The organism is Microbacterium cremeum (assembly GCF_015277855.1).
Taxonomy (GTDB): Bacteria; Actinomycetota; Actinomycetes; order Actinomycetales; family Microbacteriaceae; genus Microbacterium; species Microbacterium cremeum.
In genome coordinates this window covers 3003022-3021096 of sequence record NZ_CP063812.1, presented here as the reverse complement: position 1 = coordinate 3021096, position 18075 = coordinate 3003022, and the positions used below count along the sequence as shown (strand labels likewise).

General features: G+C 71.8%; 14 protein-coding genes. 6 read left to right on the top strand and 8 right to left on the bottom strand.

Annotated features, from left to right (window positions below):
- Positions 1 to 46 precede the first annotated feature (46 nt).
- Positions 47 to 2101: an acyltransferase family protein gene (locus tag IM778_RS13645; protein WP_194409392.1), complete on the bottom strand. Its 2055-nt coding sequence runs from the start codon at positions 2099 to 2101 to the stop codon at positions 47 to 49.
- 174 nt (positions 2102 to 2275) lie between these two features.
- On the opposite strand from IM778_RS13645, the gene IM778_RS13640 reads away from it, so the two are divergent.
- The 4 genes from IM778_RS13640 to IM778_RS13625 are packed head-to-tail and all read left to right on the top strand — an operon-like array spanning position 2276 to position 7427.
- A complete protein-coding gene (locus IM778_RS13640; RefSeq protein WP_194409391.1) occupies positions 2276 to 4456 on the top strand; it encodes an adenylate/guanylate cyclase domain-containing protein in 2181 nt (726 codons plus the stop codon).
- Between the two features lie 7 nt (positions 4457 to 4463).
- Complete coding sequence (locus tag IM778_RS13635) at positions 4464 to 5897, top strand: mechanosensitive ion channel domain-containing protein (RefSeq protein WP_194409390.1); 1434 nt, start codon at positions 4464 to 4466, stop codon at positions 5895 to 5897.
- 26 nt (positions 5898 to 5923) lie between these two features.
- The gene (gene truA / locus IM778_RS13630) at positions 5924 to 6775 is read left to right on the top strand and encodes a tRNA pseudouridine(38-40) synthase TruA (RefSeq protein ID WP_194409389.1); all 852 of its coding nucleotides are present in this window, start codon (positions 5924 to 5926) and stop codon (positions 6773 to 6775) included.
- 55 nt (positions 6776 to 6830) lie between these two features.
- The gene (locus IM778_RS13625; protein WP_194409388.1) at positions 6831 to 7427 is read left to right on the top strand and encodes a hypothetical protein; all 597 of its coding nucleotides are present in this window, start codon (positions 6831 to 6833) and stop codon (positions 7425 to 7427) included.
- Here the strand turns inward: IM778_RS13625 and IM778_RS13620 are convergent.
- The gene (locus IM778_RS13620; RefSeq protein ID WP_194409387.1) at positions 7405 to 8580 is read right to left on the bottom strand and encodes a GGDEF domain-containing protein; all 1176 of its coding nucleotides are present in this window, start codon (positions 8578 to 8580) and stop codon (positions 7405 to 7407) included. The two genes, IM778_RS13625 and IM778_RS13620, sit on opposite strands and share 23 nt — an antisense overlap.
- Positions 8573 to 10246 carry a sensor histidine kinase gene (locus IM778_RS13615; RefSeq protein ID WP_194409386.1) on the bottom strand — a complete coding sequence of 558 codons (1674 nt, stop codon included), beginning with the start codon at positions 10244 to 10246 and terminating at the stop codon, positions 8573 to 8575. Before IM778_RS13615 ends, IM778_RS13620 begins: the two co-directional genes overlap by 8 nt.
- 222 nt (positions 10247 to 10468) lie before the next feature.
- Between IM778_RS13615 and IM778_RS13610 the strand changes: the two genes are divergently transcribed.
- The gene (locus IM778_RS13610) at positions 10469 to 11914 is read left to right on the top strand and encodes a glycosyltransferase family 2 protein (protein WP_194411892.1); all 1446 of its coding nucleotides are present in this window, start codon (positions 10469 to 10471) and stop codon (positions 11912 to 11914) included.
- 178 nt (positions 11915 to 12092) lie between these two features.
- Here the strand turns inward: IM778_RS13610 and IM778_RS13605 are convergent, their stop codons facing one another.
- Both IM778_RS13605 and IM778_RS13600 read right to left on the bottom strand, forming a co-directional pair.
- Complete coding sequence (locus tag IM778_RS13605; RefSeq protein WP_194409385.1) at positions 12093 to 13016, bottom strand: response regulator transcription factor; 924 nt, start codon at positions 13014 to 13016, stop codon at positions 12093 to 12095.
- Positions 13017 to 13140: 124 nt separating this feature from the next.
- Positions 13141 to 14130: a glycoside hydrolase family 6 protein gene (locus IM778_RS13600; RefSeq protein WP_194409384.1), complete on the bottom strand. Its 990-nt coding sequence runs from the start codon at positions 14128 to 14130 to the stop codon at positions 13141 to 13143.
- Between the two features lie 127 nt (positions 14131 to 14257).
- Here IM778_RS13600 and IM778_RS13595 point away from each other — a divergent pair, with 127 nt between their 5' ends.
- Positions 14258 to 14971 carry an endonuclease/exonuclease/phosphatase family protein gene (locus IM778_RS13595; protein WP_194409383.1) on the top strand — a complete coding sequence of 238 codons (714 nt, stop codon included), beginning with the start codon at positions 14258 to 14260 and terminating at the stop codon, positions 14969 to 14971.
- A gap of 6 nt (positions 14972 to 14977) precedes the next feature.
- Here IM778_RS13595 and IM778_RS13590 read toward each other — a convergent pair whose 3' ends face one another.
- The 3 genes from IM778_RS13590 to IM778_RS13580 are packed head-to-tail and all read right to left on the bottom strand — an operon-like array spanning position 14978 to position 17958.
- Positions 14978 to 15823 (bottom strand): hypothetical protein, encoded by an 846-nt coding sequence (locus tag IM778_RS13590; RefSeq protein ID WP_194409382.1) that lies wholly within the window; start codon positions 15821 to 15823, stop codon positions 14978 to 14980.
- A gap of 58 nt (positions 15824 to 15881) precedes the next feature.
- Positions 15882 to 16439 (bottom strand): cell wall protein, encoded by a 558-nt coding sequence (locus tag IM778_RS13585; RefSeq protein WP_194409381.1) that lies wholly within the window; start codon positions 16437 to 16439, stop codon positions 15882 to 15884.
- Positions 16440 to 16449: 10 nt separating this feature from the next.
- On the bottom strand, positions 16450 to 17958 hold the full coding sequence (locus IM778_RS13580) for a DUF4012 domain-containing protein (protein WP_194409380.1): 1509 nt from the start codon (positions 17956 to 17958) through the stop codon (positions 16450 to 16452).
- Positions 17959 to 18075 lie beyond the last annotated feature (117 nt).

Below are 18075 nucleotides of genomic sequence, written 5' to 3'. Positions count from 1 at the left end.
GGGTGGTGGCAGACACGGGGACCGGGACCAGGTCCGGGGGAGGGGGTCAGTCGAGGTCGACGTGGAAGTAGGCGTGGATGTCGCGGAGGAGCTGGGCCCGGCGGTCCCGGCGGTCCTCGGCGAGATCGTCGACGGCCGCGGCGACGGTGTCGGCGAAGATCCGGCCGCCCGCGGATCCGGGGTGCACCTGGTCGCCGGCGAGCAGGTCGACGTGCGGGGCGATGGCGCCCGACCAGTCCGCGACGCCCACGTTCGGATGGGCGTCGGCGAAGGCCTGCAGGTCGGCGTTCACGCCGGGGATCCAGTCGCGCGGCGCGTAGGCGTTGACCAGCACCAGGTCGCGGTCGGGCCCGACGACGGCAGCCATCCGGTCGAGCGACTCGCGGTTGACAGGACCGTTCGTGCCGAGGGCGACGACGACATGCGGTCGCAGCCGCCCGGCCTGGGCGAGGGACTCGAGCATGCCGGGTCCCGCCCAGATCGACCGCGACACCTCGGCGTCGACCTCGATCCCGGGGAGCCGCTCGAGCAGCCCGGGTGCCGAAGCGAGCATGACCGAGTCGCCTACCGCCGTGATCTGGTCGCCCGGCACGTGGATCGGCGGGGGAGGCGCGGCATCCGTCGTCAGCGCCGGAGGCGGAGAGGGAACCGGCTCGGCCGGCACGGGCGTCGGGGACGGCGACGCGCCGGCACTGCGCTCGGCCTCGTCGAGCGCGGCGCGCCCGTCGGCGACGACCGAGGCTCCGCTGGACTCCTCGGGGGCGGCGGCGAGGGCCGCGCCGGTGCCCGCCAGCACCAGCACGCCGGCCACGGCTGCGCCGACCGCGCGCAGGCGTGCCGGCGGGCTCCCCTTCATCCGCCGGAAGAAGGCGCGGGCCGCGGCGCGGAAGCCGAGACGGCGCACCGGCATCTCGAGGAAGCGATACGACAACGCGGATGCCGCGACCGTCGCCGCCAGGACGCACAGGCCGATCCACACCGGCACACCCGCGATCGGCGCGGTGCCCTGGGCGGCGGCGACGGCGAGCACGAGGAGCGGCCAATGCCAGAGGTAGATCGCGTACGAACGGTCGCCCACCCAGCGCAGCGGCGCGACGTCGATCCCGCGCCCGAACCATGATCCCGGCCAGACCCCCGCCACGATCGCCACCGCGGTGAGCAGGCTCGCCCCGAGCAGGGCACCGGGGAACGTCGCGACGTCGTCGGCGGGCCGGAGCGAGGCGAGTGCGACGATCCAGACGACCGCGAGCACCCCCGCGGCGCCGGTCACGTGGCGCGCCATCGGGGTGTCGACCCAGCGCGGCCGCGTGGCCTCGGGCCGGGGCGCCGACGGCGGCAGCACGATGTGCCAGCCCGGTGCGAGGTCTATTCCGCCCGGGACATGCACCATCGCCGGCACGTCGGCGGCCGCGGGGCGCGAGAGCAGCGGCGCGAGCAGGAACGCCAGCGCGACGCCGAGCAGCAGCCCGAAGGCGTGCGTGTCGGTGCCGAAGTAGGCGCGCGTGAGATCGTCGCCGCGCGAGATCAGTGTGCCCATCCACAGCGCCGAGACCGCGGCGAGCACCGCGGCCGCGGCGACCCGCAGCCACCGGCGCGGGAGGAAGAGGAACACCGGCAGCACGAGCGGCCACAGCACGTAGAACTGCTCTTCGACCGCGAGCGACCAGAAGTTGCGGAACAGCTCCGGCGTGGCCGCGGCGAAGTACCCGCCGCCACCCGCGATCGACAGCCAGTTGTAGCTGAAGGTCGCGACGCCGGCGATCTGCGCGCCGAGCCGCACCAGCACGTCGCCGCCCACGAGCCACGCGAGCGTCGAGCACACCGCCACGACCGCGACGAGGGCGGGCAGGAGCCGGCGTGCTCGCCGGATCCAGAACCGGCCGAGCCGGATCCGGCCCCGGTCGTCGTGCTCGCGCAGCAGGAGGCTCGTGATGAGGAACCCGCTGATGACGAAGAAGACGTCGACGCCGATGAATCCGCCGGGCAGCAGCGCCGGAGGGAACAGGTGGTAGACGACCACGAGCGCCACCGCGATCGCGCGCAGGCCGTCCAGCCCGTGGAGGCGGGCCGCGGGGCGGTTCGAGGGCGCAGTCGACGTCATGAGTTCACAGGTGGGGGGAGCTCGCAATTGTACGCGGCGGTGTCTGGGTATCACCGGGGACGCGCGCACCTCTATCGGGGAGAGGGTCCCGGCGCTACTGTAGGGCCAGCCTCGGCGGAGCCGGGGTGGACGGGGATGCTTCCTGCGCCGCGACGGCGCACGAAGGGGGACGACGTGTCGGCACGGTCGACGCGGGGCGCTGCGCCCGCGCATTGGGTCGGGACCCCGCACGCCCGCACGCGGGCGGGACTCTCGATCTACTCGATCCTGCTCATCATGCTCCTGTCGGTGAGCGTGCTCTCGAGCATCGTCGTCGGCATCATCGGATACGTCAACGGCACCGAGGCGCTGCGTGCGATCGCCTACGAGAAGCTCGTCGAGATCCGCGAGAATCGGAGCCGCGAGGTGGGGCAGCTCTTCGCTTCGATCGAGAACGCGGTCCGGCTGAGCGCGCTCAACGACACCAGCAAGGCCGCCGCGCGCGCCTTCGCCGACGGGTTCACGCAGCTGCAGGACGAGGAGCTCGACGCCGAGGCATCCGTCGCGCTCGACGAGTACTATCGCGACGTCTTCGCCGCACAGCTCGCGGACGCCACGGGCGAAGACGTCGACGGTGCGGCGTTCGCGCCGCGCGGCGCCGCCGAGCGCTACCTCCAGGTGCACTACGTGACGCCGTTCGAGACGTGGGAGGAGGCGATCCTCAGCGACGGCGCCGGCGACGGCAGCGCGTGGACCGAGGCTCACCGCCGCTACCACCCGTACTACCGCGCGATGACGAAGCTGCAGGACTTCGAAGACGTCCTGATGATCGACACCCAGGGCAACGTCGTCTACACCGCCTTCAAGGGCGTCGACCTCGGAACGAACCTCTTCGACGGCCCCTACCGCCTTTCGAACCTCGCCCAGGCGTACCGCGAGGCGATGGACCGCAACATCATCGGCGACGTCGTGATCGCCGACTTCGCCGCGTACGGTCCGAGCCTCGGCACCCCGGCGGGGTGGGCGGTGACCCCGATCTCCGACGGCGGCGAGGTGCTCGGCGCGCTCGCGGTCGAGCTGCCGATCGATCGCATCAACGGCGTCATGACCGTCGCCGGAGAGTGGCAGGTCAACGGCCTCGGAGAGACGGGCGAGACGTACCTCGTCGGCGAGGACGGCTACATGCGCTCGGTCTCGCGGATGCTGCAGGACGATCCGGCGTCGTACGCGAGCGCCGCGACGGCAGCGGGCCTCGCGCCGGCGGCCGCGGCGCTCAGCGTGCACAACGGCAACACCCTGCTGCACCAGGAGATCACGGGAGGCGCCGTGACCCGCGCGCTCGCCGGCGAGAGCGGCACGATCCTCGAGCGCGACTACCTGGGCCGCGAGGCCCTCACCGCGTACGCTCCCCTCGACATCGACGGGCTCGGCTGGGTCATCGTGGCGCAGGAGACCGCCGAAGAGGCGATGGTGCCGGTCGAGGACTTCACGCGCAACCTCATCCTCTCGACGGCCGGCATGATCATCTTCGTCTGCCTCCTCTCGCTCGTGCTCGCGCAGGTGTTCGTGCGGCCGCTGCGGCGCCTCAAGACCGCGGCGCAGCGCATCGCGGCCGGCGACGAAGGCGTGCAGGTCGACGCCGGCTCGAGCGACGAGCTCGCCGACGTCGCGAACGCGTTCAACGACATGAGCCGCAGCCTGCAGGTCAAGTCGCACCTCATCGCGCAGCAGGAGAAGGCGAACGAGGAGCTCATCCTCTCGTTCATGCCGCAGGACATGGCCAGCCGCTACCGGCACGGCGACGAGGCGATCACGCAGGACAGCGACGACGTCACCGTCGTGTACGCCGACATCGTCGGGTTCGAAGAGCTCGCGCTGGCGCTGTCGAGCGAGGAGGCGGTCGCGCGCCTCAACGATCTCATCCGCGCCTTCGACGAGGCTGCCGAACGGCACGGCGTCGAGCGGGTGCGGACGACGCGGCAGAGCTACCTCGCCAGCTGCGGGCTCGCGACGCCCCGCGTCGACAACGCCCGCCGGGCGGTGGAGTTCGCCCTCGAGCTCGACTCGATCCTGGAACGGTACTCCGCGCAGCAGGGCGTGTCGCTGACGCTGCGCGCCGGCCTCGACTCGGGCCGGGTCACGAGCGGCCTGATCGGGCGTGCCCGCGTCGTGTACGACATGTGGGGGGATGCCGTGAACCTGGCGTACCGCGTGCAGGGCGGCACCGACGAACCCGGCATCTACATCACGCAGCGCGTCGCCGACCGGCTGCCCGACTCGATCCCGGTGCAGCCTGCCGGAGAGATCGAGACGCAGAGCGGCGGGCAGCGCGTGTGGAAGGTCGATGCCCCCAGCATCGTCGTGAGCGAGGGGTGAGGCATCCGTGGCCGACATCGTCTCGCAGCCCTGGTTCTGGCCCGCCGTCATCGTCTCGGTGGGGCTGCCGCTCGCGCTCATCGGACTGACCGAGTTCCACAACGCCCTCGCCCGCCGCGGAAGCCGCGCCGCCCCGATCGTGCTGATGGTGCGCAACTACCTCGTCCCGGTCGCCGGCGTGCTCGTGCTGCTGAGCCAGCCCGGCGCGTGGGAGGGCACCGGCACGTGGCCGAAGGTCGTGTGGACGATCTTCGGGCTGCTGGTGATCGTGGTGACGATCAACGCCATCGACCATCTCGTCTTCCACCGTGCCGAGAAGGGGTCGTGGCGCGACAGGTTCCCGACGATCTTCAGCGACCTCATCCGGTTCGTCTTCATCGTGCTCGGCATCGCCGCGGTGTTCTGGTGGGTGTGGGACGCCGACGTCGCCGGCGTGTTCGCCGCGCTCGGGATCACCTCGATCGTGGTGGGCCTCGCCCTGCAGAACGCGGTGGGGTCGATCGTGTCGGGCCTGTTCCTCGTGTTCGAGTCGCCGTTCGAGCTGGGCGACTGGATCGAGACGGGCGGCACACGCGGGCAGATCGTGCAGGTGAACTGGCGGGCGGTGCACCTCGAGACCGGCAACGGCACGGTCGTGATGCCGACGGCCGAGCTCGCGGGCGGCTCGTTCGTGAACCTCTCGCGCAACCCCGAGCCGTATGCCGCCACGACCGAGGTCGCGTTCGGCAGCGACGACCCGCCCGGCCGCGTGCGGGAGCTCCTGGTGGCGGTCGCGCGCGACATCCCGCTGCTCGCGCCGGGACATGAGCCCACCGCGACGACGCTCACCGGAGGGCGCTATTCGATCGCGATCCCGCTGGAGACACCGGGCGATCGGGACGCCGCGCTCGACGTGTTCGCGACGCGGCTGTGGTACGCGGCCCGGCGCGCCGACCTGCACCTCGACGGCGACCTGAGCGACGACTGGCGCACGACCACGCGTCTGCAGGACGCGCTGCGGCAGATCGCCGCGACGCTGAGCCTCAAGGCGGGCGAGGCCGACGCGCTCGCCGCCCACGCGTGGCTCGAGCGGTACTGCGCGGGGGAGTCGCTGCTGCGCCCGGGCGCGGTCCCGGCGGCGACGCGATTCATCCTGTCGGGCACCGTGGAGCTGGGCATCCCGACCGACGACGCGGGGTTCGTGCAGGTCGCCACGCTCGGCAGGGACGATGCCGTCGGCCTCACGGCGCTCTCGCGCACGGCGACGATCTCCCGCGCGCTCGCGATGAGCGAGGTCGACGTCATCGCGCTGCCCGTCGAGGTGCTCGACGACATCGTGCGCGCGCACCCGGTCGTGGCGCGCGAGATCGTGCGCGAGAGCGAGAACCGCGTGCGCCGCGCCCGCGAGGCGCTGCAGGCCGTGGGCGAGCAGCTTCCGCACGGCCGCCGCGTGCTCGGCTGACGTGCGCACTCGAATAGGGTGGGGGCGTGCGGATCCGGCTCGACATCGCGTATGACGGCACGCACTTCCGGGGGTGGGCCTGCCAGCCGGGGCTGCGCACGGTGCAGGAGACCCTCGAATCGGCGCTCGCCCGCGTGCTCGGCCGTGAGCCGCGACTGGTCGTCGCCGGGCGCACCGATGCGGGTGTGCACGCCAGCGGGCAGGTGGCGCACGTCGACCTCGACGATGGGCAGCGCGAGCGCCTGCTTTCGCGTCGCGGGCGGGGCGGGGATGCCGTCGCCGACCGCGTGGCCGCTCTCGCCGCACGCCTGACCGGCGTCGTCGGCGCCTACTCCGATGTCGCGGTCACGCGAACGCGCGAGGCCCCCGAGGGGTTCGACGCGCGGTTCTCGGCGGTGTGGCGGCGCTACGAGTACCGCATCGCCGACCAGACGGCCGGGTACGACCCTCTCGAGCGCCATCGCACCACCACGGTCCGCGCGACGCTCGACGAGGGGGCGATGGATGCCGCGGCCCGCGCCCTCGTCGGACTGCACGACTTCGCCGCCTACTGCAAGCCGCGGGAGGAGGCGACCACGATCCGCACGCTGCTCGAGTTCGACTGGCGCCGTGACGGCGCCGGCGTGCTCGTGGCCAACGTCAAGGCCGACGCGTTCTGCCACAGCATGGTGCGGGCACTCGTGGGGGCGTGCGTCGCCGTCGGCGAGGGCCGGCTGGACGCCGACGACGTCGTCGACATCCGGGACGCGCGCGAGCGCGTCCCCGAGGTGAAGGTGCTGGCGGCACGCGGGCTCACGCTGACCGAGGTCGGCTACCCCGCGGACGACCTGCTGGCGCTGCGCGCCGAGCAGACCCGCGCACGGCGCGACCGCGTCTGACCGGGCCTGGCTAGACTGACCGGACGTGCCGGCAGGGGTCGATTCGGGGGTACTCATGCGCAGATTCGAACGGTTCGCGGGCATCGCCGTGCTCGGGGCGGTCGCGGTCGCCGCGCTCGCCGGGTGCGGCCCCGCCCCGTGGGAGATGGACGCCGGTGCCTCGGAGTCGGCGGCGCCGACCGCCTCGGTACCCACACCGGTCCCCAACGACCTGTCCAGCGGCGCGACCCAGCGCGAGTTGACGGCCGGGGCCGTGAGCGCCACCGTCGACTACTGGTCGACGCTCGCGATGGACCGGTGGACGGCCGAGGCGATCAAGCCCGTCAGCATCTCGATGACCACGACCGTCGTGCCCGACGACGGGCAGAAGGTGTATCTGCAGCGCGCGACGATGACGGCGGTGCCGTCGTCGCCGACGGGGACCCTCGCCGCGCTCGAGCCGCAGGTGGACGCGGCCACCGTGAGCCCGGGCTACCTCGTACTGAACCCCTACAGCTACTCGCAGACGTTCCACGTCGGGCCGGTGCCCGCCGAGGCGACGTCGGTCACGCTGCAGTTCACCTACGACTACCTCGTGCAGACCACGCCGACCTCGAGCGAGTACGCGAAGCAGACGGCGAGCGACACGCTCACTGTAGCTCTGACCGGCTGATCAGGCGTTCGACGGTGGTGGCGCCCACGCGCTCCCACCGGTCGCCGCCCTTCTCACTCGCGAAGCGCGCCGCCTCACGGCCCGTGTAGACCAGTGCGTCCAGGTCGTAGCCGAGCACCGAGGCCGGCGCCCAGCCGGCGCTGGCCGTCGGCCGGATCGGCAGGGCGCCGTCCACGTCGAGGCGCGTCACGCGTTCGAGGAGGGTGCGCAGCAGATCGCGGACGGCCGCGTCCTGTCGCGGCACCAGCACCACCACCGAACCGGCCCCCGGCGAGCCGACCTCGGACCCGGCCGGGAAGACCGCTCGCGCCTCCTGCTCGAGCCTCTCCGAGAGGTTCGCGAAGGCCGGGGCGCCGGCCGTCTGGCGGATGTCGAGGGCGTCGTCGAGTTGCAGGTAGACGATCGACCACGGCTCGCTGGTGCCCGCTGCCCGCAGCAGGCGGTCGGCGGCCGTGCGCTCGAACTGCTGCCAGGCGGTGGAGACGGTCGCCCTGCGGCCCAGGCCGCTGTCGTGCGCCGCGGTGCCGACCACCGCGAGCAGCGCGCACGCCACGTACACCAGCATCCCGGCCGACGAGACCAGTCGCACGAGCACGAAGTCGTCACCGCCGGACGGGGGGAAGAACAGACCCGAGACGAGGGTGGCCGTGCCGGTGACGAAGAACGCGATCGACACGATCGCCAGCGGCAGCACGAGCCGGTCGTTCCGTCGTGAGGCCGACCGCGCCCAGTCCACCACGAACAGGCCGGCGAAGACGGATGCCGCGAAGAAGACCCAGCGGTAGGTCACGGTGAACCACGCCATGTCGGGCGCGGTCGCCAGCGCGAGCGCCGACGCGGCGGCCAGGAGCGCACCCGCCCAGACGTGCGGACGCAGCCCCCACGCGGCGCGGAAGCCCGACCACAGGAACGCGGGAGCGCCCATCAGTGCGCCGAGCGACGCGCGCCGGACCGTCTCCATCTCGTTCACCCCGCCCGCGACCACGCCGAACGTCGCGAGCATCGCCAACGTGAACGCGAAGCTCCAGTACAGGGTCGGCAGCCCCGGCCTGACCAGGAACGCGATGCCGATGGCGAGCATCGTCGCGATCGTCGCGATGACGGCCTGTGCGATCCCCAGCTCGACGACCGAGCCGGCCAGGAGGTCAGTCATGGGCGTCCTCGATCCCGGAGCGCGTGCGTGCACCCTCCGCGTGGCCGTCGGCCACGGGGAACCTCACGGTGACGGTGGTGCCGACGCCGGCCTCGCTGTCGATCGACAGCGTGCCGCCGTGCGCCTTCACGATGTCGTTGCTGATGCCGAGGCCGAGGCCGGTGCCGCCGCTCTTCTCCTTCGCCGCAGCGGTGCGGTAGTACGGCGTGAGGATGAGGGGCAGGTCGTCGCCGTCGATCCCGATGCCGGTGTCGGCGACGGTGAGGACCACCGTGTCGCGCTCGAGCGTGCCGACGACGCTCACCCTGCCGTCCTGCGGCGTGTACTTGATCGCGTTGCTCACGATGTTGTCGACGACCTGACGCAGCCGGAAGCCGTCGGCGGTGATGGGCATCGTCCGGTCGGCGCTCAGCTCGATCGTGACGCCGCCGGCCGCCGCCGTGGAACGGAACGAGGCGACCGAATCGTGGGCGATCTGACGCAGGTCGATGTCGTCGACCTCGTCTCGTCCGGAGAAGCCTCGGCGCGAGGTCGACACCAGACCCTCGGTCATGGTGAGCATGCGCTCGCTCGCGCGGATGATCGTCTCGAAGCGCTCGCGGGTGCGGGGCGTCAGCTCGTCGAGCTCGAGCGCCAGCTCGGCGTTGCCGATCATGACCGTGAGCGGGTGCTTCAGCTCGTGCGACGCCATCGCCGTGAACCGCTCCCGCTCGCGCTGGGCGTAGGTCAGGGCCGTCACGTCGTGCACGAGGAGGAGGATGCTGGACTCCTCGTCGCCTCGCGCCGGGAGGCGCTTCGCGGTGACCGACAGCGCCCGCCACTCGCCTTCTGCCGTGAACAGCCACACCGAGGCATCCGTGAACGTCTCGCCGCGCGCGGCGCGCGTGAAGGGCCGTTCGCTCGAAGGCACCGGCATGCCGCGCAGTCCGGTGTACTCGACCGACCGCGCGGGCAGCGTCGGGTCGAGCGGGTCCAGCCCGTAGAGGCGGGAGTACGCATGGTTCACGGCGAGGAGCGCGCCCTCCTCCGAGAGGCGCGCGATGCCCGTGTCGATGCCGTTGAGGATCTCCATGGTCCGCCGTTCCTGATCGGAGCGGCGCGTGAAGGTGGCCGTGAGTCGGTTCGCCTGACGCCGCAGGAGTCGTCGCAGCGAGCGCGTCCGGCGCAGCGCGAGGTGCGCCGTGATGCCGATGAAGGTCAGCGACAGCAGCACGACGAACACGCGGAGGGCGGCGATGGTGCCCGACGTGAGGGCCGAGTCGATGAGCAGGATGAGCCCGATCATCACGAGCAGCGCGGCGAGGGCGGTGGCCCGGAAGTGCATGGCCACCCACATCACGGGGATGCCCCATAGGAACCCGATGCGCAGCTGGGTGTCGGTGGACATCAGGCCGATCGCGATCGCGTCGGCGAAGGGGATCGCCAGCACCGCCGCCGCGGGCAGGCCGGGCCACGGCAGGGCGAGGGTGGCGAGGGTCACCACGACGACCGCCAGCGTGCCGATGAGGAAGTTCCAGCGGCCGAAGATGTCGGGCTCCACCACCATCACGAGCACCGTGGTGATGAGCACACTGGCGGCGAGCACCAGCTGCGTGAGCCAGATCGACCGAGTGCGCGCGTCGGGGGACCCGACGGCGAACGTGGGTCGAACCGCCCCGGTAGCCATGGGGCGATTCTATTGACCTCACCACCGGGCGTTTCAGCCGCCGGGCCGGGATGGGCAGACGCTCTCTTGCGGATGCCTTGCGCAAACCTTGCTCCAGCCCTCGCAGTCTCTCGAAGGCGCGTTGCGGTCGGCGCGACAAGCTGGACCTGCTCCGGAGAACCCGGCACCTGAACGAAAGCGAAGAACGTGACAGATCTGGTCCTCACCCGCCGCCCGCGGACGATGCAGCGCAGCGAGGCGACCGCCCCGCTCGACGACATCGCAGCGGTCCCGGCGCAGGGCTACGCCGACGACTTCGAGGCCGTGCTCGACGACACCTCGGTGCACCGCTCGACCATCGGCTGCGTCATCCCGGCGTACAACGAGGAGGAGTCGATCGCCCAGGTGATCGAGTCGCTGCTCGGCCAGACACGCGTTCCCGACGCGATCCACGTGGTCGTCAACAACACGTCCGACCGCACCGTCAGCATCGCGTCCGGTTACGCCGGCCCGCACGAGATCGTCACCGAGCTCGGCGAGCAGTTCACCGAGGTGTTCGTCCACGACATCGGAAAGAACCCCGACAAGAAGGTCGGGGCCCTCAACTACGGCTACACGCTCGTCGAGGGCTACGACTACCTCCTCGGCGTCGACGGCGACACGGTCGCCGATGCCAAGGCCGTCGAGTACCTCGAGGGCGAGGCGACCTCCGACACCCGCATCGGCGGCATCTCGGCGATCTACTCGATCGACGACAAGCCGATCAAAGGCAGCATCGCGAAGTTCCTCATCACCGGCCAGCGCGCCCAGTTCGCCGCGTTCAACCTGCACAACCTGCTGCGCGGACGCAACATGGCGGTGCTGGGCGGCCAGTTCTCGATCTTCTCGACGCACGCGCTGCGCGAGGTCATGAAGGAGAACCACCAGTCGACGCCGTGGGTCAAGGACTCCGAGGTCGAGGACTCGCTGCTGTCGCTGCAGATCAAGAGCGCCGGCTACCTAACGAAGATCAGCCCGTTCGCCCGCGCCGACGTCGGCGGCATGACCACCCTTCGCGCGCTGGACGCCCAGCAGGTGAAGTGGACGTACGGCGCGATCGAGCTGATGTGGCCCGGACAGCGCGGCGACACCAAGGGCCAGCCGCTCCACCCGAACCTGCGGGTGCGCTGGCTCGAGAACTTCGGCATGCTCACCAACCTGTTCGTGCGGGTGGCGTTCATGGTGCTGCTGGCCGGCTCGCTTTCGATCGGGGCGTTCGTCTTCTCGCCGTGGTGGCTGCTGCCGCCGGTCGTCGCGATCCTGCTGAACACGCGCATGGCGCTCACGATGAAGAACCGCGACGTGCGCGACGTGCTGTTCGCCGTGACTCTCGTGCCCGCCGAGATGTACATGTGGCTGCGCCTCAGCTACTTCGCCCGGTCGTGGACGCGCTTCCTGTCGCGCAAGAAGGTCGACAACTGGGCGATGCAGGCCAAGGCCGAGCGCGGTGCCGGACTCGGCCACTGGACGCCGCTCGTCGTCGTCGTGGCCACCATCATCGCGATGGCGGTGATCTGGTCGATGCTCGGCCCGATGGTGCAGTCGACCATCCTGTGGATCGGCTGGCCGATCGTCGGAGCCGTCACCGTGCTCCAGACGCTGTCCATGTTCTTCAAGCTCATCCGTCGTCAGCACGGATACAAGGTCTGACGCGAACCCGAATCGCGTCAGAACTGGGGAGGAAGCGCCGCTGCGGGAAAGCACGGCGTGGGGGAGGAGGTGCAGGGGGCCCGCTCGGGGGAGGAGCGGGCGCCCTCACCGAAAGCCCGCGGCGGAGGCCGCCGCTCGTCTGGGGCGAGCGGATGCCTCCGCCGCGGCTTTCCGCGCGTCAGACGACTTCGGAGGTCAGCCTGTAGCCGACGCCGCGCACCGTCTCGATGTAGCGCGGATTGGCTGCGCTGTCGCCCAGCTTGCGGCGCAGATTCGTCATGTGCGCCTCGACCGCCCGCTTGTCGGCATCCCCGACGAAGTAGCTGGTGACGTAGGACTCGCCGCGGAGCACGAGCGTCAGATCCGCCTTGCTGCGCACGCGCCGCTTCGACTCCAGCAGGGTGGCGAGCAGATCGAACTCGGTGCGCGTGAGATCGAGCTCGTCGCCGCCGATCAGGACGATCCGGTTCTCGGGGTGAAGACGCAGGTCGCGATGCTCGAGCCACTCGCCGTCGACGCCGTCCGTGGCCGGGGCGGGGAGGGATGCCTCGTCCGCCGGCAGCACGACGGCCGGCGGCGGGGTCGGGCCCGCGGAGTCGGCGAGGTCGGGGGCCGGCGCGGTCGGGATGCTCGAGGTCGCGGGACGGACGGCGGGGAAGGACGGACCCACACTGCCCTGCGACGGGGCGGGTGGCGCGGTCGCCGGCGCCTCGCCGCCCGCGCGCGCTCGGCGCAGGAGCGCTTCGACGCGCGCTCGCAGCTCGCGCGGGCGGAACGGCTTCAGGAGATAGTCGTCGGCGCCCGCCCCGAGCCCCGCGATGACGTCGGCCTCGTCGCTCAGGCCGGTGAGCATGATGATGAACGTGTCGGACTGCGCGCGGATGCGCTTGGCCGCCTCGATGCCGTCGATCCCCGGCATGTTCACGTCGATCGTGGTCAGCAGCGGCTTGTAGGTCAGCACCGCCCGCACGCCGTCGATGCCGTTGCCGACCGAGACGGTCGAGAAACCGGACGATTCGAGCACTTCGGCCAGCACGTGCCGGATCTCGGCGTCGTCCTCGATGATGACGGCTGTCTTCAGCTCGTCGGAAGGGGTGCTCAAGCGTGCGTTCTCTTTCAGGACGGTGTGACCGGACCTGCGCCGAATACCGACCCCAGCTGCGGCCCCCGACGCATGCGCAAAGTACTCCCGATGCTACACAACAGACCGAATCCCTGGTCGGGCATCAATCCGGCCGCACGTCCCGCGTCAGCTCGACGGCCGCCTGCGGCCACCACGTCCCCGCCGCCGGGCCGCCGTTGCAGGTGCCGTCGCTCTCGCCCGGCGGCTTGATCCAGAGGTTCGTGTCGACGACGTCGTCGCCGATCGTGCCGCCCGGCTCGCCCACGAGCGCCTCGGGCGGGTTGCACCACTCGCCGTCCGAGCCGGCGCCGTTGCGTGACGTGTCGATCAGGGCGTGGAGCCCGTCCAGCCGCGCGGCGAGCTCATGAGCGTACGCGACCTCGTCCGAGGTCTCGTTGTAGTTCGAGACGTTGGTGGCGAAGCCCCGCACGTCGCCGCCTCCCGCCACGGCCGAGATCAGCTCGGCGACCTCGTCGACGGGCAGCCACCGCGAGTGCCCGGCGTCCAGGTAGATCCAGGTGCGCTCCCCGCTCAGCGCGTCGACGGCGGCGCGCAGCTGGCGCACGCGCTCGTCGACGTTGCCGCACTCCGGGGCGAGCGCGAGGCTGTCGGGTTCGAGCACGACGATCGGCGACACGTCGGCCGCCTGGCGCAGCGCGGCGCCGATCTCGGTCACCCACTCGGCATACGCCTCCTCGCCGAGGCCTCCCGCCGAGTGGCCGCCGCAGTCGCGGCCGGGAAGTCCGTACACCACGACCGCCACCCGCGCGGACTGCTCGCGCGCCTCGCGCGCCAGATGCGCCACGCGCTCCTCCACCTCGCCCGGCGGCGTGGCCTCGGGGGTCAGCCAATACGCTGTCGGCTGGTCGCTCAGATACTCCGCCGCCGACTGCGCGGGGGTTCCGGTGATGCCTCGGGCTGCGGCATCCGTCGCCCGCGACAGATCCGATGCCACGATCACCGTGCCCGGTCCCGGCGGATGGGGCGCCTGCGCGCCGGCGACGAGGACGACGACGACGACCACGGCGATCGCGGCGGCGACGATCGCCCCGATCGCCGCCCACACGGCGATCCTGCGACGGGAGGTGGCCACGAACGGACTCTAGCGGGGCGTGCGTGCGACCCGGGCCGGCACGTCGTGATGAGGATGCTGTGAGAGATCGGAGGATCCACCTGGCGTCCACCCGCGCGAAACCCGGCGGGCCTAGGCTGTCCTCGACATGAAGGTCATCTCGTACAACCTGCGCAAGCATCGCGCCGCGGGGGAGCTCATCCACCTGGTCGAACGTCACGGTGCGGATGTGCTCTGTCTGCAGGAAGCCGACACGACGGACATCCCCGCCGAGATCTCGGGGCTGCGGCTGGCGGACTCGACCCAGCGCAACCGTCTCGGCCTCGCGGTGTACTACCGCGAGAACACGTACCGGGCGGTGGACGTGCGGGCGCTCGCCCTGAAGAAGTCGCTCCACGATCGCGTGCTCAAACCCGCCGAGGAACGACTGCTGGGTGTCCGGCTGCACGACATCGACGAGAACATCGACGTCATCGTCGCCTCGTTCCATGCCGCACCGCTCACCGCGCTGAACTCGCTGCGGCGCCACCAGATCCGCACCGCGCTCGCCGAGCTGCAGCAGCTGGGTGAGGGGCTCCCCGCCCTCATGGTCGGCGACTACAACTACCCCGTGTTCAAGGAGCACCTCGGACAGCACGTGCGCGAGCAGGGGTACGAGCTCAACCTCAGCGACTCGCGCACCTACACGCGCTATCGCTTCTTCCGCGGCCACTACGACTTCGCGACCTCGGTCGGGTTCGAGATCGACCGGGTGCGCACGCTCCCGCAGGGGCGCAGCGACCACCTTCCGATCCTCGTCACGGCGCACCCCGCGGCGGGTGTGCGCCGCGAGGTCGAGGTCGCCGAGATCGACGTCGCCTGACCGTCGTCAGGCGACGATCGCCGGGTCGGGGTCGGCCCACTTCTCGACGCCCTGCACCACCCAGAAGGCGAAGAAGAGGCTGAGCGCCACCGCTTCGACGATGAGCACGATCGGGATGCCGGAGCCGTCGGCCTGCGGCAGCAGCACGACGTAGGCGACGAGAAGCACGGCCAGGCCGATCGCGATCGCGGTGTAGAGCACGCGGAACACCGTCGGCGGGGGCGCGCCGCGCCGAGGGAACGCGTTGCGGACGGCGACGGCGGCGAACAGGGCGAAGAAGACGGTCGTCGCGACGAAGTGCGCCTGCTGCAGGAAGGCGTCGCGCGCGAGGCTCCACGTCAGGCCGACGACCAGCAGGACCGCGACCGTCAGGGCGAGCGAGAAGCGCACCGCCGCCAGCGAGACCTGGCGCAGCGCGGCGAGCAGCAGGGCGACGGCGACCGCGAGCGCGCCGACGACGAGGTACGTGAGGACGCCGTTCGCGGCATCCGCCTCGTACGCGGGAGGGAAGCAGCGACCGGTGCATGTCACGTCGACGCCGGGGATGGAGCCGGCGGCGACCGTCGTCGGCACGAGTGCGATGAGCGGCGCGAACAGCGCGGCCGCGTCGAGCAGGGCCCGCTCGGCGCCGCGACCCGACAGCGCGAGAAGTGCGAGCGACACCGCGATGAGGGCGCCGACGAACGGATCGCGCGCGGACGTGTAGAAGTAGTCGCTCACCGACGTCAGCCAGCCGACGGATGCCGCCGCCACCCCGGCCGAGACGAAGATGACGACCACCGACCCGGCCACGCCGATCCGGAGGTAGCGGTAGGTGCGCTCGAGCGAGGTCGAGACCGCGGGCGACGACATGCCGCTCACGATAGCGGGGCACGGCGACGTCGCCGCGACCGCACGGCGCGGTGACGCGTCAGCGCGAGTCGCGGGAGCGCCGCACCGCCGCGACGACGGCGAGCGCCGCGCCGGCCAGCACGAGCGCGCCGCCGCCGATCCACAGGGCGACCGTCAGGCCCTGGTCGAGGCCGGTCACCGGCAGACCGTCCGCGCCGGTGATGGTCACCGCGGCGGTCCCGCCGGCGGACGACGGCGAGACGGCTGCGATGTTGTAGGTACCCGACGCGTTCGAGGGCACGCCGATGGTGACGGCCTCGAGTGAGCCGTCGGGCGCCGATGTCGCGGTGCCGCTCGCGGTGGTGATCGCCAGGCGCACCATGCCGATCCGGGCACCTGCTCCGTCCTCGCCGGTGACGGTGACCGAGATCTTCTCGTCGGGCGAGAAGGTCTCGGGGGCGCACTCGAACGTGAGGCTGCCACCGGGCTGCACGGTTGCCGCGCTCGTGGTGCACGACCCCGTCGGCGGGTAGATCGTCGATGCGCCCGCCGCGGAGGGCGCGGCGACCAGCGCTCCAAGCGCGAGCGTGGCACCCAGGAGGGCACGAGAGACGGGTCGCGCAGTGAGGAGGGGCATCGCGAGCAGTCTAGGCAGCCCCGCACACCGCGGCAATCGCGGCGGGTGCCGTGAGCGTGGGAGTCAGGGCGGCGTCGATGGTGGCGGCGACGGGAGCGACGGCGCGCGCGGTGACCGTCGCCGTCGCGGTCTCACCCGGTGCCAGGTCGACCGTGAAGCTCAGCACGCGCCGGCCCTCGTGCGTGCCGCCGCCGAATCCCGAGCCGTCCGACATGGTCGCGTCGATCAGGTCGAAGCCCTCGGGGAGGTAGACGTATCCGACGGTCCGGGTGACGCCCGCCGGCACGCCGAACCCGCTGCCCCCGGTGATGTACGGGGGCAGACTCTCCGCGTCGGCGGGTGCCGAGTTCTCGATCGTCACGTCCAGCACGGCGTCTCCGGTCGCCATCCCCGCAGCGTCGAGCGCGCAGTCGTCCCACGACAGCGCCGCGCTCGCACTCTGGTAGAAGTCCATCTTCGAGCCCGTGCCGTCGTTGACGTAGACACCGAAGCGGGCCACGTCGTCGTCCGAGACCGGGAGGCCGCCGGCGAGCGTCGTGCCGGCCAGCACCGACTGCTCCTCCTCGTGCGCGCTCCACAGCAGCAGGCGATTCTCGTCGCCGGCACGCGTGAGCCCTGCCACGAGGGCGGCCGGGTCGACGTCGCCGCTCGTGAGCTTCGCGAAGACGGATGCCGCGGCCATCGCGAAGAAGTCGTCCTGGTCGGCCGGGTTCGGGTAGCGGGTGTACACGCCGTTGAGCAGCAGCGGCACCGCGGTGTCGGCGCTGAGCACATCGCCGGTCGGCAGCGTGATCGGCCCGGTCGCCTCGAGCAGGTAGGAGAGGGCGACGGGGTCGATCGTGAGGACGCCGTCGACCTGCTGGCCGCCGTGCTGCCGCGCCCACATCTCGCGGGCGAGCGCCGCGCTCACCGCGAAGTCGGGGACCTGCGTGACGTTCTGGATCCACCGGCCCGGCCGGTCTCCGTAGATCGCCAGGACCTCGTCGTCCAGCGGCAGGACCGACTCGTCGTAGCGGGAGTAGTCGCTCGAGGACTCCTGCGCGGCCAGGCTCAGCGAGCCGCCGTCGGTGTGGATGAGCGCCATGGCGCCGGGGATCCCGCCCAGCGAACGCCACTCGGCGTTGTTCTGGAAGAGCACGAGGTAGTCGCGCGGGCCCCCGGCACCGAGCATCGAGGGGATGAGCTCGGTGGCGCGAGCGAGCGCGCCGGTCGCGGCGCCCGCCTCGCTGAGCAGGTCGTCGACCTCGTCGACGGCGTCTCGGACGGGGCCCACGAGGGCACGGCGATCGACGGCGGAGACGGGCGCCGCCGCCGCCCCGACGCCGTCCGCGGCGGTCTGTGCGGCGGCGCCGATCTGCTGCAGCGGCGCGAGATCGAGATGACCTCCCTGCGGGCGGAGCGCGTCGACCCGGAACGAGGCGGCGACCTCCGACAGCGGGCGCAGGGCGGTGCCGGCGACCCCGTCGAGGGATTCGGCGACCGTCGCGACCGCGGCGAGCTGGGGACCGACCCACGGCACCCCCTCGGCGAGGGTCCACAGGGTCGGAGGTGAGCGCGTGGGCCGCGCCGGTGTCGACCGCGAGCGCGGCGATCGCGTCGCCGGCCGCGGCGGGGTCGGCGAGGCTGTCGCGGACGG

Coding starts and splice junctions, on each gene's coding strand:
- IM778_RS13645 (WP_194409392.1), bottom strand. CDS start 2,101: ATGACGTCGACTGCGCCCTCGAACCGCCCCGCGGCCCGCCTCCACGGG.
- IM778_RS13625 (WP_194409388.1), top strand. CDS start 6,831: ATGCGCAGATTCGAACGGTTCGCGGGCATCGCCGTGCTCGGGGCGGTC.
- IM778_RS13620 (WP_194409387.1), bottom strand. CDS start 8,580: ATGACTGACCTCCTGGCCGGCTCGGTCGTCGAGCTGGGGATCGCACAG.
- IM778_RS13615 (WP_194409386.1), bottom strand. CDS start 10,246: ATGGCTACCGGGGCGGTTCGACCCACGTTCGCCGTCGGGTCCCCCGAC.
- IM778_RS13610 (WP_194411892.1), top strand. CDS start 10,469: ATGCAGCGCAGCGAGGCGACCGCCCCGCTCGACGACATCGCAGCGGTC.
- IM778_RS13595 (WP_194409383.1), top strand. CDS start 14,258: ATGAAGGTCATCTCGTACAACCTGCGCAAGCATCGCGCCGCGGGGGAG.
- IM778_RS13590 (WP_194409382.1), bottom strand. CDS start 15,823: ATGTCGTCGCCCGCGGTCTCGACCTCGCTCGAGCGCACCTACCGCTAC.
- IM778_RS13585 (WP_194409381.1), bottom strand. CDS start 16,439: ATGCCCCTCCTCACTGCGCGACCCGTCTCTCGTGCCCTCCTGGGTGCC.